This is a genomic window from Enterobacter chengduensis, from assembly GCF_001984825.2.
GTDB classification, from domain to species: Bacteria; Pseudomonadota; Gammaproteobacteria; order Enterobacterales; family Enterobacteriaceae; genus Enterobacter; species Enterobacter chengduensis.
In genome coordinates, this window is the sequence record NZ_CP043318.1 from 3,145,543 (window position 1) to 3,168,571 (window position 23,029).

Consider the following 23,029-nt stretch of genomic DNA (forward strand, 5'->3'; position numbering starts at 1 on the left):
TTATCAATCAGATCATACAATCAACTTAACGCCCATTAGTTGATAGCAGCCAAATTTCATAAACAGATTCAATCCGTTATTGCTGAATTTGATTGGATAGTAAGACCTGCAACATATCTTGTTGATGCACAGCTATCTCATCTTCCAGCCAACGACCTTTATCTTTCATCAGCCGAATCATAGCAAGCAATTTAAGACTATCAGTCTGGTTATTGGCAAGGCTTGCTTCAAAGTGCTCCTGCTTCTGTTGCGGCTGGAAGTTACTCAAGCGCGAGTTCTTGCTGTGGCTGATAAGGCAAAGGTTGCCAAACGAATGGAGTGCACTCTGCTCAACCGGTTTATAGCCATCCATCGGATGCTGGGGTGAGAAGTGCTCCACCGAGCTGCGGAAAGTGAACTCAAAGGGGCCAGCAACTTTGTCACTATTCCGATCTCGTACCCACAGCAGATAGTCGAGGAAGTTGAAGACAAAGTTGTTCTCGATATGACCGAAGCGAAGTTTGGATGTAATCACCTTGTGCCAACTCTCATCCACATTGATGGCGGGCAACAGGGCGTTATCAAGGTAGAGCATCTGGTAATAGGAAGCCCCTTCACCAGGCGCCAAAAAGCGCTGGAAGACAAAGCGGCGAGCCTGACTCTCCAGATAGGACAGATAAGCCCCGGCATCCACCGGTTGATCAGGGTGACAATTGTCGAACAGATATCTCAGTGCACCATTCAGCCAATGTTTGTAAACCAGGGTCGGGGTCGACACATGAAACGCCGACAGCAACATCAGGACCCGCCGGTTAACACCAGAGAAACCATTCTCATTTTCATCCTTGTCAAAGGTATTGATGTAACTGACGCTCTTTTCCGAATACCAGTGCAGCCGCTTCAGACTCCAACTATCCTTGCCATCGGCAAACTCGCGCTTGATGATGAACTGATCAAACAGATACTTGCTCTTTAACAGGCCATAGATAAAACGCTGAACTGCCGCTACTGGATCCGGTTGCCTTATCACTCGCAGCTCAAACTGATCGACCAGTTGTTTATCATCAAGCGGCACCCCCTCCGTATCACCCGGGTCGCGGCTCACGAGTCGCAGCACATGGAGCAAGAAGTTGGAGAAGTTGATGACGCTGTTAAAGCGCTCGGAGCCTGCGCTCTCCTCCTCCACCGTCTGCTCACCATCAAGCTTGTCATCCTGCAAAATGGCCAACAAGGTGCGCCCTTGGCTACCGGCAGCTGCACGGCTTTTATCGGCAGCGTCGGCCGTGTTTGGGGATCCTAGCAGATCAAGCAGATGGGCAAAATCACGGGGCACAAACTGACCCCAGTCGCTCTCACCAAACAGACGGTGGCGCTCTTGCGGGGTAAAGCCGTACTGGATATAGCGCTCCATATTGGCGCAGGCATCCCATACCCGGGTCAGTATATGAATACTTTGGCGACGATGCTCTTCCTCGGGTATCTGGTTCAGCGTCTCCATCAGCCGCGCCTTGATCACTTCATGCTTTTCCAACTGCTCGCCGCGATTGTTCATCGCCTCGAAGAAGTGATTGAGATCGGTATCCTTGGGTACTTCGATACGAGAGATCTGCACATGCTTGAAGAGGTAGTCGCAAAAGGCCGTCAGTTTAGCCCCTACCAAACCAAGATCCGCCATTGCCTTGCCAATCAGCTCAAAACCGTTCACCAAACCTTCATTGAAGGTACTCCCCCGCAAATCGTAGGGGGCAACACCCTGCCATAAGCGCTCGAAGGTATGGCTCGATATCGGGCGACTCTCAAAAGCGAGGTTGATGGTCTGATACCAGCTCATATCCACCGAATCTATCGCGTGATGTTTGAGCCAATTGGCCAGCAGAGAGAGGGTAGTAAAGCGCTGCTGGCCATCGATTACCTCGAAACTGCCATCGTCCCGGGCAAACACCACCAGGGTGCCGATATAGTAGGTTTGCGGCCCCTTACCACTGACCAATTTTTGATGATAATCCAGCACATCCTGCAGCAGCTGGGTGATCTCTCCCTCACCCCAGGCATAGTTGCGCTGGTACATGGGCACCAGATAGCGGGCGCGATCTTCAAGCAGTGCACGAATGGAAAAGGGGCGAACGCCTGCATCATTCATAATATTTCATCTCCCGAAACAGCCCGACCAGCTCATCTTCGGCACCATTGCGATTGTTCTTGTTCTCTCGACTGCTCATGCTAGGCAAAGGGAAGCCGTGCAGATCTCCCGGCAGACGAGCATCACGAATGGCACGGATCAGATTGTGCTCCAGCACATAGTTATCCATGGTTGCCAACTGCACTACCTGCTGGCGGATGCGGCAGCGATAGGCCCAGATAAAGCACTTCTCGATGGCCAGTGACAGCCCTTGGCTGCCGAACTTGTCGATATAGAAGATCAGGGCGCAGTCGAACATGGCCCGCACATAACGATCCCCGGTGCGGTGGCGACGCTCGTAGCTGCCCAGGGTCGATAGCACCTTGCTGGCCATCGGTGTCAGCGTTTCGCCGAGCAGGGTGGCAGATTGCGCCTTGCCGGAATCAGACTCCTCGGCCACGATGGCGGCCACCCGCGTCTGGTAGTACTCGGCCATCTCGAAAAAGCGCCGACCATTGATGATCATCTGGTCGAGATGAAAGGGAAACGTCATGTACTGGCCGTCAATCTTGCGCTGGTACTGGCTGTTGTACTCATCGACAAAGTGGTGGGCGATGCGCAGCGACTCCACGTAAGGATAATGCCCTACCCGATCTAGGTTGACCCCCTTGAAGAGATCCACCTCCCCCTTGCCAAAGTAGCGGGCCGACTTGCCCTCGGCCCACTGGCGTACCCGATAGAGATAGAGGGCGAACATATTGGCCAGCTCGTCGCTTGGCAGGCGCTCCCAATGGGCGACCGCCTCGGCCTTGAGATTGGCCTCATGACCGGCAAACTCGCGCAGGTGAAATGCCTTGAGCAGATCGTGAGGAGCCAGATCGCGCCCCCGGGCATTTTGCGAATCGAAGAACTGGAACGCCTCCGAGATATCCTGCAGTACAAAGCAGACCACCTGACAGCGGTTGAGCAGAAAGTCAATTTGCTGCTCGTCAAACTCAGGGCGGGCCACCAGCCGACGCAACTCCAGATAGTTGCGTCTGAGGTTGAACTCCGAATCCCGGCTGGGGAAGCGCTGGCGCTGCATAAACGCATCGATAGGTCCACGCAAGACCTGCAATTGCTCACGCAGATCCTGACGTTGAAACCGGATACTCTTCTCTTTGCCACTGCGATTTTCGTTATCCAGCACCTCGATCAGCGCCTTGACGGTCAACATCAGGGTCAGGGTGCGTTGCTGACCATCGACGATATCAAGCATCTCGCCCTGCTCACTATCGGTGTGCTGATGAAACACCACCGAGCCCAGCCGGTAGGCGCTCTTGTCCTGATGGGTTGCCAAATCGGTAAAGAGATTCGAGATATTCTTGGAGCCCCAGCGGTAAGGTCGCTGATAGCTTGGGATGGCCAGTTGGGGAATGGCCAGCAACTGGCGTACCGACTGCACTTGATTATTAATGCTCTCCATCATGCCTCCTGCGGTATGAAGTGGTCAACAAAAACTGGCCACCGCGTTAGAGTTTTTCCAGTATCGGTTTTCTGATTCGTTTGGCGGTAACCCACCATTATATTCGTGCGGTCTTAGTGCGCTGTAATATCCAACGATATAGTCCGTTATTGCGTGAGCTGCATCGCTGAAGCTTACATAGCCCGTCGCCGGCACCCATTCGTTCTTCAGACTCCTGAAGAAGCGCTCCATTGGGCTGTTATCCCAGCAGTTTCCACGCCGACTCATACTCTGCCTGATCCGGTATCGCCACAGTAACTGCCGGAACTGCCTGCTCGTATAATGGCTACCTTGATCGCTGTGGAACATCACCCCGACGGGCTTACCACGGGTTTCCCATGCCATTTCCAGTGCTTTCATGGTGAGCCTGCTGTCCGGCGAGAACGACATGGCCCAGCCCACTGGTTTTCTTGCGAACAGGTCGAGAACAACGGCGAGGTACGCCCAGCGCTTACCCGTCCAGATATAGGTCACATCACCGCACCACACCTGATTTGGTTCCGTTACGGCGAACTGTCGCTCAAGATGATTCGGGATAGCAACGTGCTCATGACCGCCACGCTTATACCGGTGAGTCGGCTGCTGGCAACTGACCAGCCCCAGCTCTTTCATGAGTCTGCCAGCAAGCCAGCGCCCCATCTGGTAGTCTCTCTGGGTTGCCATTGTGGCGATGCTTCTTGCTCCGGCAGAGCCGTGGCTGATGCCATGAAGTTCAAGTACCTGACTGCGTAATACAGCCCGTCTGCCGTCTGGCTTTTCAGGACGGTTTTTCCAGTATTTGCAGCTGCTGCGATGAACCCCGAACACATGGCAGAGAGTGGCCACAGGATAACGCGCCCTGAGTTTCCCGATTATCGAGAACTGTTCAGGGAGTCTGACATCAAGAGCGCGGTAGCCTTTTTTAATATTTCATTTTCCATTTCAATACGTTGTAGCTTTTTCCTGAGCTCACGGATTTCAATTTGTTCCGGGGTAATGGGGGAGGCTTTTGGTGTTTTGCCCTGCCGTTCATCACGTAATTGTTTCACCCATCGCGTCATTGTGGAAAGGCCGACATCCATAGCGCTGGCTGCATTTGCCACGGTGTAGTTCTGGTCAACGACCAGTTGAGCGGATTCGCGTTTAAACTCTGCGCTGAAATTTCTTTTTTTCATTATGACACCTGTGTTGTTCTGAGGTGAGCATATCACCTCTGTTCAGGTGGCCAAATTCAGTAAACCACTTCAGCCTGAGCATCTGACTGTTCTTTATTAGTGGAAGAATCCGGACCGTACTTCTTTATCCAGGCATAAAGGCTGTGGGTGGTGATATCGAGACGTGTTGCAACGCTGGCAACAGAATAACCGCGATCAACAACCTGTTTGACTGCTTCAGTTTTAAACTCTTCGGGATAACGCTTACCGCTCATGGGCACCTCTCTTTAAGCCATCTTAAATGACTCTGAGGTGTCTGTTAAACCCGTGGCGATTCAAACCATATTCATAGCCAAGAATCCGACACCTCCAGCCAACACCAAGATACCTAAAACAACTATGGTTCGTAGCCCGCTTATCGATCTTTGCTGAGACTCCACCGCTGCCTCTAACTTGCTTTTCAATTCCGCTAATTGTTTAGCAATGCGGCTATCAATTGCTGTGCAGCCTTGTTCAAACTGATCAGGTGTTACAAACTTCAAGGCTGCAACCTCACGCCTTAGTTTCAACTGTTCATCTTTGATCTGGCCTAGAAGATCATTCAGTGACGTAAGGCGACCGTCAAACTCTTCAAATTTATTCGAGTTCTTCGTAACCAATTCAGCTTGTTCATAAGCTAGACTTGCGAGCGTTGATTTCGCTGCCTCTATCTCAGTTCTTGCATCGTTGACGGCGCTCAACAGGCCATTAAACTCTGCCACTTGCGTCGATTGCTCTTCGAGTGAATCGATTACCCGGTGTAGTTTCTGTATGTCATTCACCAATTAATCCCCTTGTATAGGCTGGTAAGTTTTTCAAGTCTAATTGCTAGTGGAGCTAACAAAGTGTGATAGGAGAACGGATCTCCTAGCTCTTCATTTACCTCCTCAAGAAAATCCAAATCATCAAATTTCTCATGGACCAAACGAGCAAAGCGGCTTCGCGCATTTTCAGAGAACATTGGCTTTAGCTGCATAGTTTTTCGGACCAGCTCTAGTGCTTCATCCCTATTATCACTGATCAACCGATCAAATGACGATGCCATTCTTCGCTCTCCATCTGCATCATCAAACTCATCGGAAGCTAGTCGCAGCACACCACTCAAGTAGTTCAAGAATGCATTATCTTTGTATGACTCTAGGAATCGAGAAATCTGACCTCGTAGGATCGTCATCTTCTCGCTGCCTACTAGATGTTCCGTGCCCTCTTCTTCATCAGTTTCAAAAAAAACTGATGGCCATAACTTCGCCGATGCAGAATTCTCAGCCATATAGAGCAAAAGTTGGCTCGACTTGTCGTGTCTGAAATAACCCTCCAACTTCTCCTTAAATTCTTTGCCATCCATCCTGCCTTCAGCAAATGAACTACAGTGTTCATAAACGTTCTTCTGTGACTGGCGGCGGTTGTAGACAAAATGGTCATAGGACCAAAGTAAAAGAACAAGAAAAATAAATTGCGATTTATCGATAGACCCTTTTCTCAGCTTGTCGCAGAGAATTTTGTAGTACTGGTTATCACTACTGAACACATCAGCGAGCTTAAACTCAGGATCATACTTTCTGACGGTATGCTCAATTTTCTTTTCCAGGCCTTCTTCCGATAGGCACTGGAACTCGACATAGAGCGTTCCATTAAAAAAGTCTTCGATTACCCAGTCAGAGACAATACCTAATTGAGAAAGACGGTAGATAGCCTTTTCCAATTTAAACTTTTCCGTACCAAACTGCCTGGCAGTAATGATCACCGTGTTGTGTTCCTGATTGTACTTAAAGAATTCGTATACATTTGCCATCAACTTGAACTCATCATTGATTGTGTCCAAGCCGTTTGTCATCAGGAATAGATTTGTGTTCAGGTCGCTATCGCGACTCAATGACTTCACGTACTCCTTCAGATCTTTGACGTTCGTGATAGCGTCCCAAATCTTGTCGAGAATAGCTGAATTGGGCTCTTTTGTGAGAAGCACATAGCAATCTGCGGGTACTTCCTTGAATAGTTTTTTATCTCGCCCGGCCCTGCCTGCTTCCTGATACAAGGCCTCCATCGACCCAGGTATTCCGAAGTGAATCGTATAGGCAATATTCCCCTTATTCACGCCCATTCCGAATGCCTTAGTGGCAGTAAGTAGGCGGTATTTATTTTCTTTAAATTCGTCTTGAACTTGGCGCTTATACCTATCGAAAGCCTCTCCCTGCAATCCACCCATTTTCGGAGCCGACCCCGAAAAATATCTAACATCCATCTTCAAGAGTGTTGAAATTCGGCCCGCTAAGCTATGACAACCCTTAGCTCCGTTGACGGTAGGTGTGAATATGATCCCCGCCTTATTGCCGTCTTCCCGATCGGAATTCCATTTACCCTCCATTTCAGAAACAAGCTTGACGACTGCATCACCTTTAAGGCCTTTATCGTCGATAACGTGGAATGAGAGTTCCTCGCGAGTGAAGTCCATTGGGGTACGGACAAAATCATCGGGGATATCAAACTCTGTTTGAATATCCTTTAAGACGTTAACTGATGCTGTTGCCGTTAGGCCTATATAACTTGCACTAGGAGCAAACCGTTCGATTGTATTTGCCAGGTTCAGATAAGAAGTCCTGAAATCATGTCCCCACTCAGACAAACAGTGAGCTTCATCGATCACCGCGTAGGCAAATGAGAGATCTAGTCCGATAGCCAACATCTCTTTTCTAAACGCATGGGTTTGGAATCGCTCAGGCGATATGAAAACGAAGAAGTACTTACCACGTCCGAAATCTCTCTGAACTTTGGCCTTCTCTCCTGCCTTCAAATCACTTGTAATAAAATTGCTTCGAGTGAAGCCGATGCTATCCAAATCTGCTTTCTGGTCATACATCAAACTTTTTATCGGGCACACGACAAAGCTAACGGCTGGTTGCAGGACCGCAGACAGCTGGTAACAAATCGACTTACCCGAACCTGTAGGCAGCAATCCTATTGTGCCGTTTTTCGAAAGTGCAGATCCTATGATACCAACCTGCCCTTCCCTGAAATCTACATCCTCTAGGTATGGTAGAAACAGGTTGCTGAGGAAGTATCTCAGCGACTCTCGCTGCTCGCTGCCTGGGCTAAGATCTAGCTTGTAGGTAATGGGGTTACTACATGAAAGCTCGAAAAAGTCATAGTCAATCAATTGACTGGTTTCTATTGAAACAGCATTAGAATCTTCGAAGTTTCGATAGAAATCGAAGTAATCCGTACGTGAATATATGACGTCTTGGTTAACTTGAAAGGAATCGTCATAACGCTCCAGTAAGCTGAAGTCGATGAATATATTTTCACCAGACCGTTCGCTCGGAAGCTCATCTGATTCGATCAGCGCAACCTCAATTCGCTTTTCTTCAATGCCGATGAGACGAAAGATATTCGATAACAAATCGTTCAGGTCGTCCAGTGCCGCTTCAGCAAAATCAGTTCCATCACGATTGACTATGAATAGTTTTTTCAACTCCCCTAGTCTGATCTGACCTCGTTCAAGAAGCTCTAATAACAGTATCTGGAAACGCAACGCCGAGGTCAGCCTCAATCGCGAGTCAGTAACATCGACTCCATTTTCATAAGCCTCTTGGTAATTCAATAAAGAAATACCATTAGGAGGCGTTAGGACACCATTTCGCTCTAGACTATCAACGATCTGAATTTGAGAAATAATCGAATTTATCTTACTGATAAATGACTGATTCTCAGATGCCACTTCTTGAACAGTGAAACGAACTGTCTTCAGTCCCAAGGTTTCAGTAAACGCATCCCTCATCTCATCTAAATGCTGAGAATTTTGGTGCTGTTGACCATCTATCTCAATAATTAAACCAACTTGAGGAATGTAAAAATCTACCTGTCGGTTCTGGAATTGTTCAACGTAGACCTGAGTCATATCGTAAATCTGAACTTCAGGGAGCATTAGTTGTTTTACAAAAATGTACTCACCGAAATACTTTGGAATCAGCTCATCAAAAAACCTTTTCGCTGGGTAGTACCCAGAATGCTTGTTGCCTCGAATCAATCTATTCCAAAAAACTGGCTTATCTGACACAAGAGCCTGAGCTGATGTATTAAGACCGCTCTTCTCCAGTTCAATGCCAAATGCCTTCCTCAGTTTCCGCGAGGCTATTGTTGGCTTCCCTCTCTGAAGCATATTCTTAAGAACTTGAATTGCTGCAAATAGCTGTCCAGACGCCGTTTCAGACGAGATAGAATACTGGAGAAGATTGTGGAAAATGAAGTTATGGTTGGTTCTCGCGTAGTTAGCAGAAAACTTCTTGCTTACAAGCCTGCTACTAGACTTCGACCTGACATGTCTAGATAGTTCACTTTCGTCCGCCAGCGAGTCGATGATTGGGTTGTACAAATCTGAAAACAGTTGGTTATTGTGTTGTTGTTCTTGGCTGTCAGTGCCTAGCTCCAATCTATAGAGAGTTTTAACCAACGTAAAAATGTAAATACTTGAATTCGGAAAAGCTTGAGATAGACAGCGTGTTATCTCATCAATTGTAGCCCCCGAAGTTAATACGTCGTCAACGATCAGAAATGTCGGATTTGAATTAGCTTCTATTGAATCAAAATCGGCTTTATAGGCACCTCTGACCTGGTGGAGTCTTTGTGCTGCAGTGCAATTAGTCGATTTATCTAATACGTGATCTTTCTCTAATATCTTAGGTTGGTAAGAAGCCCCTAAAGCAACAGCCAGCGATTTGCCCAAGGTATCTAATGCTTTATCGCCATCTTCAGCCCTAAGCTCAGCGTGACCTAACGCTCGAACAACTATATCTATGGCTGGGAATGAAGGAGCTAGCTCAACAGTCTTGTTAACCCAGCGGCGAACAGAAGTATTCTTGTTATCTTTGAAAGACCAAACTTCCTGTTTGATACCATCTAAATAGAATCCCAGATGAAGTTTATTCCCAGATTGTATTAACTCAGAACGTCCAGTTCTTGCGGAGCTCCGCGTCGAGTTTTTTCCAATAAGCTCGGTGAGACCGCTTATTCCCTTATGTGAGGAATCGATCTCCGAGGCAGAACCCCAATCTACTGAGAAAAACTCAACTCCTGCATTGGAAGCAGCGTCTCGATCTAGGTTACTATCTCCTAAATAAATTGACTCGTCGGCGCTAACACCGAAGTACTCGAGAATACGAGTAACGCCCTCAGGGCTCGGCTTATGCTGCGTTACATCATGGTAGGCTACTACATAATCAACAGTGATACTGAAGTGTTTGAGTAGCCCCTGAACGTAGTTCGAAGGCGCATTCGAGAAGATAGCAACCTTGATTCCAACCGACCGAGCCGTTGTAACAAGGCCGACAACGTCCTGATAGATGACACAACCATTAAAGTACCTGGGTATGTCTCTCCATCGGCCAGCTGACCGAAGTGGTTCGAGGCTTGATGTATCAATAAGCGTGTCATCAAGATCGAGGACGATGACCTTTATCACAGCAGGCCACCTTTTGCTTTCAACGACCTAAATGAACTCGCGATATCTTCTAATTGAAGACGAATATCTTCATAAGATTCGCTCGTGTAGGGTATCGCCCTCCCTTCGTTAACTAGCTGTTGAGTTCCTGAAATTGCCTTGATAGTAAGATCTGGATACTTAGCTTTATGTGCGTCAGGAACGAAGACAGGACGCATCATAGAGATAGCAGATTTGACTGCGTGCATCGTCCCACCATCTATCGAAGTTTCAATAGCAAAGACGGCAGTAGATAAACCTGCTTGTATCCTGTCTCGCTTAGCAAAGAACGCAGGTATTGCTTTGGTTCCTGGTGCATTCTCTGCAACTAGAAGTCCGCCCTCGTCCAATATTTCCTTAGCGAGTTCCCGATTACTTGCGGGAGAAATAGACTCCACATCGACAAGAACAGAAATCGTTGGTGTTTTGGCGTCTAATGCCGCGCGATGAGCAATTGTATCGATACCCAGTGCAAGTCCACTGACTATCGTGAAGCCATAAGTCGCAAACTTTTGAATAGTTTTAATCGTTATGGTTTCCCCCTTGGGGGTGTTTTCACGAGTGCCTACAACCGCTAATGAAAGCCTATTATCTAAGAGGTTCAGATTGCCTTTGCAGTATAGAAAAGGAGGAGGTTTCGGGAGACCGTATAACGCAATTGGATAGGTTTTCGTACCGAAGAGAACAATCTCAACACCTTTATTTTTGAACGAATCAATCTCAGCTTGTACTTCGACCCTGAGAGCTTGGAAGTTCGCAGTATCTAAGAAGCTTTCGAGAGTTGCTCGAGATTTACCGTTTGATATTTTTAGATTGGAGGAGTGGTGTGCCAGTTCTTCGAGTGTTGCCACTCCGCTATACGCTGAAAACTTTAAGATGGACAGAACAGTTTCATCACCAACGTTCATTAGCCTCTTGACAACAAGAGCATCTACTATGTTCACATCCACTCCAAAAACACAACAAATTCTAGTCCATTAACCACAAATTTACTTGTATTCGACCGAAAACACAATAAAGTCAATCTCTATAAGCAGATATACGCCACGGCAAGTGTTGTGGTCAACTAAAACTGGCCACCGCGTTAGAGTTTTTCCAGTATTGGTTTTCTGATTCGTTTGGTGGTAACCCACCATGGTAATGACTCCAACTTATTGATAGTGTTTTATGTTCAGATAATGCCCGATGACCTTGTCATGCAGCTCCACCGATTTTGAGAACGACAGTGACTTCCGTCCCAGCCGTGCCAGGTGCTGCCTCAGATTCAGGTTATGCCGCTCAATTCGCTGCGTATATCGCTTGCTGATTACGTGCAGCTTTCCCTTCAGGCGGGATTCATACAGCGGCCAGCCATCCGTCATCCATACCACGACCTCAAAGGCCGACAGCAGGCTCAGTAGACGCTCCAGCGTGGCCAACGTGCGTTCACCGAATACTTGCGCCACAACCGTCCTCCGTATCCTGTCATACGCGTAAAACAACCAGCGCTGGCGTGATTTAGCGCCGACGTAACCCCACTGTTCGTCCATTTCCGCGCAAACAATGACGTCACTGCCCGGTTGTATGCGTGAGTTTACCGACTGCGGCCTGAGTTTTTTAAGTGTCGTAAAATCGTGTTGAGGCCAACGCCCATAATGCGTGCACTGGCGCGACATCCGACGCCATTCATGGCCATATCAATGATTTTCTGGTGCGTACCGGGTTGAGAAGCGGTGTAAGTGAACTGCAGTTGCCATGTTTTACGGCAGTGAGAGCAGAGATAGCGCTGATGTCCGGCGGTGCTTTTGCCGTTACGCACCACCCCGTCAGTAGCTGAACAGGAGGGACAGCTGATAGAAACAGAAGCCACTGGAGCACCTCAAAAACACCATCATACACTAAATCAGTAAGTTGGCAGCATCACCGACAAATGAGCCCATTGGAATAAGTTAGAAACTACATATCTGCCAACAACATCCCAGCCATACCATCCAGTCGCTTCTTGACCTTTTCCCACCCCGGCATAACCTGCCCCATCAAGCGGTAAAACTCCTCACTATGGTTGTGCTCAGCAACATGACATAACTCATGTAGCAAGACATAATCGATACATTCTGAGGATGCCTTAACCAGCCATGGATTCAGGGTCAGACAGCCTTTTGCTGAACAGTTGCCCCATTGCGTTTGCATCGCCCGCAGACGTATCGGAGGACGCTCACTGACCCAAAGGGTCTGCGGAATCAGTAAATCAAGCCTGCGCTGAAAAACATCTCTGGCACGTTCCCGATACCATTCAGCCAGCAAGGCTTTAATCTTTTCTGCCGATTTGTGTCTGACAGTCACTTCCAGACGCCCACGCAACATTTTCACTCGTTGCGGTACAGTAGCGTCTTCTGTCACTTTCAACTGATATTGCTTACCGAGATAATAATGGCTTTCTCCGCTGACATACTGACGCGGAACAATGTGTGTCTGTTGCTCCCTGAAATCACGCAGTTGCTGGTATATCCAGCCCCCTCGTTTTTTCAGCGCAGACAATACCTCGTGCTCCGGTGTTTCAGGCGGTACAGAGGCCACAACCCGGCAGTCCGGATAAACCTTGATGAGCACCCTGCCCTTTACGACCTGACGCGGAACACACTGTACGGTGATGACCTCATCACCATAAACAATGCGTAACGCTTTCATTGCTGGCGATTCTTTTTCACTCATGATTTCATCAAACCAACGCGCAGTATCTGGATGATGGTTTCCACAATACGGTTAACCTGATTCATTCCGGCACCAATTTCCCGGCAGGCCGTAAACAGCAGTGGTAGCAGACTTGTCTTAACGACTTTCTCAATGTCCTGGGGGTTCAGGGAGTTTTCTGCCACCGCTTTGACGATAATGTTGTCCACTTCAAAAGCCAGCTTCGTCCACTTATCCTGCACCTGAACGTCGTTTACCGCAAAAACCTCAGGTAGCTCTTTTTTAAATACACCGTAATACGCCTGAGCATGCTTGTTTACCGCCAGTGCATCCGGGATATCGCTGAGCTTACGGGCTTCAACCTGTTCTTCAAATTCACGGAACAAAAGGTACTGTTTCAGCGGATGGTCAAACAGTTTTTCAGCCTCTTCGATAGCCATACGCAGGAGTTTTGAAAATGCCTCCTGAGCATACGGGTCATCACGCAGCTCCTGCTCAATCATCTTTGTCACACGGGTTTTAATGATGTCGGTTTCATTGCGGGTTTTATTGTTGTCCCACTCTTCGGGCTTTTCGCTCTTGCCCATTTTACCGACTTCATACACGCCATCCGGTTCACGAACCTCAACGCCGGTGACATGCTTATCCAGCAGTTTTTTCACCTGCTCAGCGTAGTCGTCATAATTGACCTGCTCTCCACTTACCTGCATCGCCCACTGGCGCAGGCTGGACATCTGTTTTACGGTTTCTTTATAGAGATTTCGGTCTTGTTCCGTAAAGCTCTTGTCGGTGAAGAAGGTAGCGGACTGCAGTGCCACTTTCAGGCATCCGGCAAAGGCCGTTAACGCCTCGAAGAAATCATCACGGGTTTTCTGATGGATATCGACCATCTCTCCGTCACGTTCTTCCATTTTAGGCACCAGTACCGCACGTAACTGCTCAGTATCATTTTTGTTTTTGACACCAGCAAATATGGCCCACAGCTGGTTATACAGATGCGGCAGGCGCTTGTATTCAGAGCTCATGGCGCTGTACAGCCCGTCAATATCTTTGATGTCGTATCCGCCCTGAGTTCGGGAGGCGAGGTCCTGATATTTGCCGATAGTCGTGTCCAGCTCAGCCAGAATACCGCGATAATCAATCAGCAGACCGAACTTTTTCAGTGGATGCAGTCGGTTCACCCGCGCAATCGCCTGGATAAGGTTGTGGGACTTAAGCGGCTTGTCGATATACAGCACGGTATTCTTCGGCTCATCAAACCCGGTGAGCAGTTTATCAACGACTATCAGCAATTTGAGCTTCTCATCGGTATCGAAACGACTGATGACATTACGGGTATACACAGACTCATCCTGCGTGCCGACATTATCCTTCCACCATTTCGTCACTTCCGGCAGTTTGCTTTCATCCACTTCGGTATTCCCTTCCCGGGTATCCGGCGGGCTGATAACTACTGCTGACTCAAACAACCCGGCTTCATCAAGATACTTTTTATATTTGATGGCGGAAATCTTGCTGTCGCAGGCAAGCTGGCCTTTCAGTCCCTCATCAATATTCTTCGAGAAGTGCGTGGCGATATCGAGTGCGATCAGACGGATGCGATCATCTGCACTATAAACCTCACCTTTACGGGCATATTTACGCTTAAGGTCGGCTTTTTGCGCTTCGCTTAACCCATCGGTAATACGATCAAACCAGGCATCTATTGCCCGATCGTTAACCTCAAGGTCGGGAATACGTTCTTCATACAGCAAAGGTGTAACGGCTTTATCTTCTACCGCTCGCTGCATGGTATAAGCGTGGACAATCGGTCCGAATTTATTGGTGGTCTTATCTTCTTTTAGCAATGGCGTACCAGTAAATGCTACAAAGGCGGCGTTCGGCAGTGCCAGTTTCATTCGCACATGGTTCTCACCACCCTGGCTACGGTGTCCTTCATCAATCAGAACGATGATATCGGGGCTGGTATTGACGCATTCAGGAAGTTTTGTCGCTGAATTAAATTTCTGGATTAGGGTGAAAATGATGCGTTCTTTACCGGAGCCAATCTGTTTCGCCAGCATCTGCCCGGATGTCGCCATTGCATTGGCTTTGTCTTTTTTCCCGGCCAACTCGCCGCCGGATGCAAAGGTATTGCTGAGCTGTTCTTCAAGATCGATACGGTCCGTCACCACCACGATACGACACCGCTTCAGGCTGTCATGAAGAATCAGCGCCTTGCTGAGGAACACCATGGTGTAAGATTTACCTGACCCCGTGGTATGCCAGATCACCCCACCTTCCCTGCCCCCGTCTGGTCTGCGGGTACTGATGCGTTCCAGCAGTCTTTTTATCCCGAACACCTGCTGATAGCGGGCAACAATTTTTCCGGTTTTTTTATCAAACAGGGTGAAGAAGCGGGTCATCTCCAGCAGACGTTCCGGTGAAAGCAGACTGATGAGCAGCTTATCCTGCCCGCTGACTGCCAGTTCCCCCCCATCGATTAACTGTTGATACCATTTGAGATCGACTGAAGGACGATGATCAAACAACGCATGAATTTGTTCAGTAGATAACTTATGGTTGCGCAGCGCATACATCTGCGCGTAAGTAATATCTTCTTCGCGCCATGCCGCCCAGAATTTCATTGGTGTATGACAGGTACCGTAGCGCCCGTCATGCCCGTTAATCGACAGTAATATCTGGCTGTAAGCAAACAGCTGCGGGATTTCGTCGTTGAGCTGATTGCGGATACTCTGGGATATCCCTTCGTCAATGGTTGGCCCTTTCTTGCCGTGACCCGCCGGGCTTTTCGCTTCAATGACGGCCAGCGGGATACCATTCACAAAACACACAATATCCGGCCTGCGGGTTTCGACACCGCCTGACCGCAATACCGTAAATTCTTCGGTAAAATGGAACTGGTTATTTTCCGGATGTTCCCAGTCGATCAGCGCAATGGTGGGGTTCACCTTCTTGCCATCGACAAACTCCGTGACGGCGATACCGTAGAGCAGATGGTTATACATCCGTTCATTGGCTTTGAGCAGCCCTTCATTGAGCGCCGGAGAACAGACCTGTGATATCAGGTTATCCAGTGCTTTTTCCGATAACTGGCAGGTTTTGCCACCCGCCATAAAGGAACGCTTCGACAGCTCTTCACGCAGAACCGGACGCAGCACCACCTCATCCTGTTTATAGCCCCGGTAATCCATAATCTGTTTCGGAGATAAAAACGTCCAGCCGAGGCTGGTCAGTAACGTCAGTGCCGGAATTTTGGCGCTGTATTCTTCCTGGAATTTTGGCGTGTACGTCTGGTTCATCATTAATCCTTTTCTTTCTGGCGCTACTCGCTACTGGTCACATGAAGATTCATCAATGCAGACAGCACTTCTTAAATTTTTTACCGCTGCCACACGGACACGGGTCATTTCGCCCGGGCATGTTTTCTGCCCCCTTCACTGGAACAGGCCGGGATGATGCCTCTGACATTCTCACTGACAACCAGTACTGATAAAGTGCCAGTGCAGCAGGCTGAATAAGGGAAATACTTTTCTCAAACTGCTCTCCGGTCATTTTCTCAAGTACAGGAAAATTCTTCTCCACGCCATGAAGAGCGATCACTTCCAGAGAAGGCCGTAACTCACCGGGAAGACCAGACCAGTCATCCAGTGACTTTCCTTTCATATAACCAAAACACCACTCTTCCACAATGGTATATTTTTCCCCCTTTACCTCACGCTCATTGAAAATCGGCTCAAACAGTTCAGGGGCGTTATAAAGGCAACCAGCGATATCGTTCATATGCTGAAAACACAGACTGACAAAACGCTCCATCTCTCTCTCAGATGACCATTTCGGATGATAATCGCCTCCTCCCCAAATAGCACTCAGCCAGATATTGGGTGAAACCATATTTGGACCTGATAAAATCGCCGTCAGCAATCCATCCAGCTCAGAGAAACAGAGTACAGAATCATCCATTCCATACTTCATTAATATTTCTTCCAGCCAGTCGATTTCCCGGTCAGTCAGTGGACCGCTTTTCGTCAGTTTCATACGGCAACCGCCTCATCGACCTTAACACGACGTTTGCCAGTCAGTAGCTGTTGCATCAGGGCTTTTTTCTCGTCTTTCAGGCAGGCGAGTTTATCCTGAAGAACACGTATCGTCCTGCTGGAGTTATATAACATATCAGCGATGCTTTCCTGCTCTTCAAAACATGGAACAGGGACTTTTGTTTGCATAAACTCTGTCGGTTTGATATTTAATAAACCATTATTTCGGACCCCAGTATTAACTAACGCCCCTAACTGTGGCTTGAGATAATCAGCCTCAAATAAATATTTAAAATAACGGTGACTGAGCCCATTTTTTAATCTAAAGCAAACATAGACATGGGGTACCAGTCCTGCTTCATATGCTTCAAGGTCAAAAATACATCCGAACTCGTATGTTTTTGAGTTTCCTTTGTTATATGCAAACTCACCTTTTTTAAGCAGGATATAATTTTTCACACTTTCTCCCGCCATATAACGACTATAACGCTCATCCTGCCGGACAAATCCAGACAAAGATGATATTGTTAAAATAGGATGTTCGGCAGCATCATTTTTACGTTGAACTCGCGTTGCTATTTCACTTATTCTTTTAAACTCCCACTCCGTGCTAAACCTCACCCCATTCTCATCCAGCAAGCGTTTCTTCCCAGTAAGCAATTGCTGCATCAGGGCTTTTTTCTGCTGCTGACTGTTGGTGAGAAGCTTTTCCGTCACCGAAATCGCCTTATCCCAGGTTGACAGGATTTGGGCGATTTTCTTTTGTTCGTCAAAAGGAGGAACAGCTATTCTTAATTTCTTAAAATATGGAAGACCAATTGTTTTAATTGTAGAGCCAACAGCTTGCCTTTCGAACTCTTCTTTATTTAACTGCAACCAATTATAAAGATACCAACTATGAAGCTTTTCTTTATTATCACATTTCCAGGCAATAAAGTGCTGACTCACAGCCATTGGCGTAGCCATAACACCACTCTTGCCAACACCTGCGTCGCGCGATAATACAACCGTTTCCGCCGGATGTACTTCAGCTGAACTATTTTTGATGCCCTCTAGAGATATTTCTTTATCAGTTTCATAAACGTACCCTTTATCAAGGCGACATGAATCAGCGAGGGAAATCCATTTAATGCCACCATTCCAATATTCCGGGAATGATTTACTCGGTGTATGGCCACTGCATCTTTCAGCAATATTATCCAATAAATTGTAGCTCCACCCTACAGGCAGCTTTTGCAATATTATTTCACGAGCCATAACCAAGCTCCTTCAGATAACCCGCCATCTCCGTTTCCAGTTTCGCCAGCTCCACCTTTAGTTGCTCACGTTCCTTACGCACCACCAGCAAATCGATCTCGTCTTCTTCCTCAAAGGTATCGACATAGCGCGGAATATTGAGGTTGTAATCGTTGTCCTGAATTTCCTTCAGGCTGGCAAGATAGGCGTATTTCTCGACGTTATCGCCATCACGGTAGGTCTTGACGATTTTCTTAATGTTTTCTTCGCTAAGCTGGTTCTGGTTTTTACCTGCCTTGAATTCACGGCTGGCATCGATAAACAGCACCTTATCATCAACTTTCTGCTTTTTGAAAATCAGAATCGCAGCCGGAATCCCCGTACCGTAGAACAATTTCTCTGGTAGACCAATCACCGCATCCAGCAGATTTTCATCAATCAGTTTCTGCCTAATTTTGCCTTCGCTGGAGCCACGGAACAGCACACCGTGTGGCACCACTACGCCCATACGACCAGTCCCCGGTTTTAGGGTTTCTATCATGTGTGAGATAAAGGCGTAATCTCCTTTAGTCTTCGGCGGTACACCGCGACGGAAACGACCAAACTTATCATTCTCGGCCTCGTCATGACCCCACTTATCCAGGCTGAAGGGTGGGTTTGCGGTCACGATATCAAACAGCATCAGGTCGCCATTTTTATCGAGCAGCTTCGGGTTACGAATGGTATCGCCCCACTCGATTTTATGGTTGTCTTCGCCGTGCAGGAACATGTTCATTTTCGCCAGCGACCACGTGGAGCCAATCGCTTCCTGACCAAACAACGCATAATTACGGCTGTTATGTCCGGAGACAATTTTACGTCCGCACTTCATCAATAACGAACCAGAGCCGCAGGCCGGATCGCAGATGGTATCACCCGGTTGCGGATCAAGCAGTTCAGCAATCAGGTCTGAAACTTCTGGTGGGGTATAGAATTCCCCGGCTTTCTGCCCACCGCTGGCGGCAAAGTTTTTGATCAGATATTCGTAGGCATTACCGATAACGTCCAGCGTACCTACACGGCTTGGCTTCAGGTTGAGATCTTCACCGGCGAAGTCTTCCAGCAACTGACGCAGGATGGTGTTCTTCTGTTTTTCTTCACCCAAGCGGTCAGTGTTAAACGAAATATCCTGGAACACGCTTTTCCCGGCATCTTTCAGTTTGGTTCCGTTGGCTTCTTCGATTGCATGCAGAGCCTGATCGATACGCTCACCGTTACCCGGCTCATGGCGGCGTTCGTACAGCGCATAAAAGCTGGCACTTTTTGGCAGTACAAAACGCTCGTTGGCCATCATCGCTTCAATCAGTTCCGGCGCATCGCCATACTGTTCTTTGTATTCGTCATAGTGATCCTGCCAGACATCTGAAATGTACTTGAGGAACAGCATGGTAAGGATAAAGTCTTTATAGGTATCAGCACTGATGGTGCCACGGAACGTATCACACGCGGCCCACAGGGCTTTGTTGATCGTGTCCTGACTGATTTTGTCGTTCATGAATCATCCTGGTCTGAAGAAAAAGCTAGCGATGCAGGGCTTTGCATCTTAAAAATTGCGGTAAATGATACCGTAAGATGCCTCCCCTGACACGCCAATATCGCAGCATTCAGGTTTGCATCATCCCCGTAATATCGACATGAGACAGACTGACACAACCTGGCTCGTCACTCGCTAAAAACCAATTATCTTAGTAAGATAGCATCCATATTAGCCATGGTGTAAAACTGCCGTTGGGGTAATGATGATCCATATATCACCCGTTCTGGTGTGTGAAGCTGACATCATCCATAATCGGCAACGTTGATGCCCTTTGATAGTAATGATGACCGTCAATGTGATTCCCCTGCTGACTGGAGGTCTCCGGATAGAATGAGTATTGCCAACTGCGCTATCGGCCCACTTTATGATGAGCAAATAAAAAAAACACTTATGTATGCTGACCATAAATTCAAGCGGCTAATGAATACACGAATGTCGTTACTCGAACATTTATCACCCCACTATGACTTATCTTCCATGTTCAGCTATGAGTTGGAGGGAAGAGTTTTTCGGATTAAATTGATCAAACCTGAGATTAAATTATCTCGCCAGCAGTTGATCTTCTCCTCACTCTTTTTAGAGCAAGATTTTCTAAAAGAATATAAAAAACACATCTCAAATACTCTACAAAAAACAATCAAACAGTGCATTAAAAAATACAAACAAAAAATCAAAGTCGAGCATTCCATTTTAGATTACATATCAGCATCGTCACGCAATACTTCGAGTTATGTATTACATGAGATAGTTTCTCAATGTGAACATTGCGATGAAATTCGCAATATTAAAAATGATATATTGCTTGATGAACTAACGTTGAATGGCCGGATCACTAACATTTCAAAATACATTAAAAATAGTCAAGATAAAATCGTCGAACATATAGAGTTCTGCACTCATAAACTTGTCAATATAAGTCGTAAGAATCGTCACATTTTCAACAGCACCACAATCTCCGGCAGAAAACCCAACATCACTGGTGTTTTACTTTGCCTTTCAGAATTGATAAGCAACCTGCATATTTATCCAACTACAATTAATAATATAAGTAACGCCATAATTTTAAGCATTGCATACTCTGTACTTCAACATCTTCAATCCGGAAGAGAAACAGAAAAAACCAAAACCTCTCCAGCACTGGATTTTATCCCCACCATCATCGCACCTCATGTTTTCTACCTGGCGAAACGTGAAAAATCCTCTCAATATAAATACATTGAAAAAGAATATCTTCTCGGCCAGTTACTTATATTTTTGATGTATAAAACAGTTTACTACTCGATTCATAACATCAGGGTAAGCCATAAGCACTTCTATAACGATATAAAACCAAAATTAATGGCATTAAAAAAAGAAAGCTTATTAAGCACCAATTTCATGAAAAATCGAAGTGAGATTAGAGGTGAAGTCTTTGGTGATGTTGGTAGTATTGAGGCTGATTTGAGGGAAATCAGCACACTGATTCATCGGCGGAAGGCATTATTTATTTCCTTTTAACTTTAAAACGATAAAAACAAATGAGAGACTGAATAAATATCAGCCTCTCACATAGTTAATAAGTTTCAACTTTAATATCTGAGAAATCATTCTATCTGGGCCTTGTGGACATTAATCCTCCTGGCAACATACGACTCAAAGTTTCAGCCTTGTATAGCCATCATAAATAGTACAGGATTGGGTGCTGCTCGCATGTGTCATTCTGGTATTGATACTGATTATCAGGCCTTGGTTTTATGTAATTTAAACACCACCATCTCTGAAACCTCATAGTGCTCATATTTTAACCATAAAAACTAACCGATTTACACCCGCCACACACCGTCATAACTTATTGTATTTAAATAGCTATAAGCCTCTAACTCACTGATTACACCATTAAATTCAAGCCATATCCTTACGCAGATTCAAGCTTGCCCCTGCTGCCATTCATGTTTTAGGATTACCTCGCTAACACGACATGCTACTTTTTAAATCAGTGTATTAATTCAAACGAGGATAAAATTATGTTCGAGAAAATGAAAAACAATGTAACCCGTGTACCGGGGAATTTAAAAAAACTTAACCAATACCAAAAAGACATTGATCACCTGTCTAAACTATTTTCTGAACAGCAATTACTGGAACTAATGACGACTACCGAATCCGATCAAATATTGCAAATGAAGCCTGCTGTAGATATTCTTCATGTACTATCTCCATCAGCATCTACTGCTAAGCATATCAATTTTTTTCAGCACGTCCCAGTGCTCGAACAATGGTTAAAAAAGGAGTGCACTGCCTTTAATTTACTGGCAGTATATTTCTATTCACAGCAATCCCGTAAAAATGTAATTCCGAAAGAAATCTGTATGCTACTGGATGCATTTATTAAAACTGAACTTTCATCTGCGGTTAATGGTAATAATAATGCCGAACTCCTTTCTTGTTTTCAAAACACGCTGGATAAAATGTGCAATACACTAACATTTATAGACCACACAGTTACGGAACAATCAGGTCAAGTAGCAATGCTTGATTTCAGCGCAAAAATGCATGAATATACTGTTGAAATCAGGACCTTTTTGAAGTCTGAATACTGGCTAAACAAACTACCTAAGGATATTAACATTCCAGCCATTGACCTATCCTGGGTTGTGTTTTGTTACTTTTGCTCTGAATATCTTTTTGTATTTATTCAAACAACGCTCAATACAATGAAGGCAGGAAAAATCATTCGTGATAACTACCTTTATCATCCTAAAATGATTGCATTGATCATTTTATCTATGCTGCCTTATGAAGTCATTCATAACGATGGATCACTGAATAAGTTTAAAACGCCTTTAACCAGCCCTGATGAGTTCATAATCAAATCTATTTGCATTAAAGGTAAGCAAAACACTACAGGGCATAAAAAAGATATCGAACAATTGCTTCGTAAGACATATATCTATATTGCATTACTCTTAAACCCTGAGTGGGCACCATCTTCCAAGGAGTTGATTTCCTTTTTATCAGGAAAATCCACAGTGATAAGTGGTTCACTCAACTTCCAGTCAACCTCCAGTGGTCTGGGTGTTCAAACAAACAATATAACTCTTCTTAAGAATGAGGTTTACTTCGAAAAAATAGCGAACAAGATCATGAAACTGTAGTTTCTTAATATAATGGCGACATGGAATTGTGTTGCCATTATATCTGAATCTGCGTTTTTTCACCTGATGAACTGTGAAAGCTGTAACTGGCAGACTATAACCTCACATCGTATTTTTCCAGTGTCATTT

14 protein-coding genes and 1 pseudogene are annotated in these 23,029 nt (G+C 46.3%); 2 read left to right on the forward strand and 13 right to left on the reverse strand.

Annotation, left to right across the window (positions count from 1 at the left end):
• Positions 1 to 76 precede the first annotated feature (76 nt).
• From FY206_RS15345 to FY206_RS15410, 13 genes and pseudogenes are all read right to left on the reverse strand, one after another.
• Positions 77 to 2,119: a DUF262 domain-containing protein gene (locus FY206_RS15345; RefSeq protein ID WP_047653977.1), complete on the reverse strand. Its 2,043-nt coding sequence runs from the start codon at positions 2,117 to 2,119 to the stop codon at positions 77 to 79.
• Complete coding sequence (locus tag FY206_RS15350; RefSeq protein WP_080316470.1) at positions 2,112 to 3,563, reverse strand: DUF262 domain-containing protein; 1,452 nt, start codon at positions 3,561 to 3,563, stop codon at positions 2,112 to 2,114. Before FY206_RS15350 ends, FY206_RS15345 begins: the two co-directional genes overlap by 8 nt.
• A gap of 24 nt (positions 3,564 to 3,587) precedes the next feature.
• Positions 3,588 to 4,756, reverse strand: a protein-coding gene (locus FY206_RS15355; RefSeq protein WP_120783684.1) for an IS3-like element ISEc52 family transposase whose coding sequence is annotated in 2 segments (ribosomal slippage) — positions 3,588 to 4,507 and positions 4,507 to 4,756 — 1,170 coding nt in all. Because the reading frame shifts where the segments join, the coding sequence is not laid out codon by codon here.
• A 65-nt stretch (positions 4,757 to 4,821) separates the two neighbouring features.
• Positions 4,822 to 5,010: pseudogene (locus FY206_RS15360) on the reverse strand (transposase); the annotation flags it as partial.
• 60 nt (positions 5,011 to 5,070) lie between these two features.
• Complete coding sequence (locus tag FY206_RS15365; protein ID WP_047653993.1) at positions 5,071 to 5,556, reverse strand: hypothetical protein; 486 nt, start codon at positions 5,554 to 5,556, stop codon at positions 5,071 to 5,073.
• On the reverse strand, positions 5,553 to 10,229 hold the full coding sequence (locus FY206_RS15370) for a RecQ family ATP-dependent DNA helicase (protein ID WP_077064594.1): 4,677 nt from the start codon (positions 10,227 to 10,229) through the stop codon (positions 5,553 to 5,555). Before FY206_RS15370 ends, FY206_RS15365 begins: the two co-directional genes overlap by 4 nt.
• The gene (locus tag FY206_RS15375; protein WP_045896958.1) at positions 10,226 to 11,155 is read right to left on the reverse strand and encodes a DNA-processing protein DprA; all 930 of its coding nucleotides are present in this window, start codon (positions 11,153 to 11,155) and stop codon (positions 10,226 to 10,228) included. The genes FY206_RS15370 and FY206_RS15375 overlap by 4 nt, the downstream gene beginning before the upstream one ends.
• A 243-nt stretch (positions 11,156 to 11,398) precedes the next feature.
• A protein-coding gene (locus FY206_RS15385; RefSeq protein ID WP_223861942.1) for an IS1 family transposase occupies positions 11,399 to 12,096 on the reverse strand; the annotation gives its coding sequence in 2 pieces (ribosomal slippage) (positions 11,399 to 11,847 and positions 11,847 to 12,096; 699 coding nt in all).
• An 86-nt stretch (positions 12,097 to 12,182) separates the two neighbouring features.
• Entirely contained in the window at positions 12,183 to 12,938 is a 756-nt protein-coding gene (locus FY206_RS15390) for a M48 family metallopeptidase (protein WP_047653990.1), read from the reverse strand.
• Entirely contained in the window at positions 12,935 to 16,219 is a 3,285-nt protein-coding gene (locus tag FY206_RS15395; RefSeq protein ID WP_047653989.1) for a type I restriction endonuclease subunit R, read from the reverse strand. The genes FY206_RS15390 and FY206_RS15395 overlap by 4 nt, the downstream gene beginning before the upstream one ends.
• A gap of 52 nt (positions 16,220 to 16,271) precedes the next feature.
• Positions 16,272 to 16,955: a YecA/YgfB family protein gene (locus FY206_RS15400; protein ID WP_047653988.1), complete on the reverse strand. Its 684-nt coding sequence runs from the start codon at positions 16,953 to 16,955 to the stop codon at positions 16,272 to 16,274.
• The gene (locus tag FY206_RS15405) at positions 16,952 to 18,211 is read right to left on the reverse strand and encodes a restriction endonuclease subunit S (RefSeq protein WP_077064139.1); all 1,260 of its coding nucleotides are present in this window, start codon (positions 18,209 to 18,211) and stop codon (positions 16,952 to 16,954) included. The genes FY206_RS15400 and FY206_RS15405 overlap by 4 nt, the downstream gene beginning before the upstream one ends.
• Complete coding sequence (locus FY206_RS15410) at positions 18,201 to 19,724, reverse strand: type I restriction-modification system subunit M (protein ID WP_047653986.1); 1,524 nt, start codon at positions 19,722 to 19,724, stop codon at positions 18,201 to 18,203. Before FY206_RS15410 ends, FY206_RS15405 begins: the two co-directional genes overlap by 11 nt.
• 306 nt (positions 19,725 to 20,030) lie before the next feature.
• Between FY206_RS15410 and FY206_RS15415 the strand changes: the two genes are divergently transcribed.
• Together FY206_RS15415 and FY206_RS15420 are read left to right on the forward strand one after the other, a co-directional pair.
• A complete protein-coding gene (locus FY206_RS15415) occupies positions 20,031 to 21,263 on the forward strand; it encodes a hypothetical protein (RefSeq protein ID WP_077064138.1) in 1,233 nt (410 codons plus the stop codon).
• A gap of 506 nt (positions 21,264 to 21,769) precedes the next feature.
• Positions 21,770 to 22,900: a hypothetical protein gene (locus tag FY206_RS15420; RefSeq protein WP_077064137.1), complete on the forward strand. Its 1,131-nt coding sequence runs from the start codon at positions 21,770 to 21,772 to the stop codon at positions 22,898 to 22,900.
• Positions 22,901 to 23,029 lie beyond the last annotated feature (129 nt).

Coding starts and splice junctions, on each gene's coding strand:
- FY206_RS15405 (WP_077064139.1), bottom strand. CDS start 18,211: ATGGCTCGTGAAATAATATTGCAAAAGCTGCCTGTAGGGTGGAGCTAC.
- FY206_RS15390 (WP_047653990.1), bottom strand. CDS start 12,938: ATGAGTGAAAAAGAATCGCCAGCAATGAAAGCGTTACGCATTGTTTAT.
- FY206_RS15400 (WP_047653988.1), bottom strand. CDS start 16,955: ATGAAACTGACGAAAAGCGGTCCACTGACTGACCGGGAAATCGACTGG.
- FY206_RS15410 (WP_047653986.1), bottom strand. CDS start 19,724: ATGAACGACAAAATCAGTCAGGACACGATCAACAAAGCCCTGTGGGCC.
- FY206_RS15415 (WP_077064138.1), top strand. CDS start 20,031: ATGCCCTTTGATAGTAATGATGACCGTCAATGTGATTCCCCTGCTGAC.
- FY206_RS15420 (WP_077064137.1), top strand. CDS start 21,770: ATGTTCGAGAAAATGAAAAACAATGTAACCCGTGTACCGGGGAATTTA.
- FY206_RS15345 (WP_047653977.1), bottom strand. CDS start 2,119: ATGAATGATGCAGGCGTTCGCCCCTTTTCCATTCGTGCACTGCTTGAA.
- FY206_RS15375 (WP_045896958.1), bottom strand. CDS start 11,155: ATGAACGTTGGTGATGAAACTGTTCTGTCCATCTTAAAGTTTTCAGCG.
- FY206_RS15395 (WP_047653989.1), bottom strand. CDS start 16,219: ATGAACCAGACGTACACGCCAAAATTCCAGGAAGAATACAGCGCCAAA.
- FY206_RS15350 (WP_080316470.1), bottom strand. CDS start 3,563: ATGGAGAGCATTAATAATCAAGTGCAGTCGGTACGCCAGTTGCTGGCC.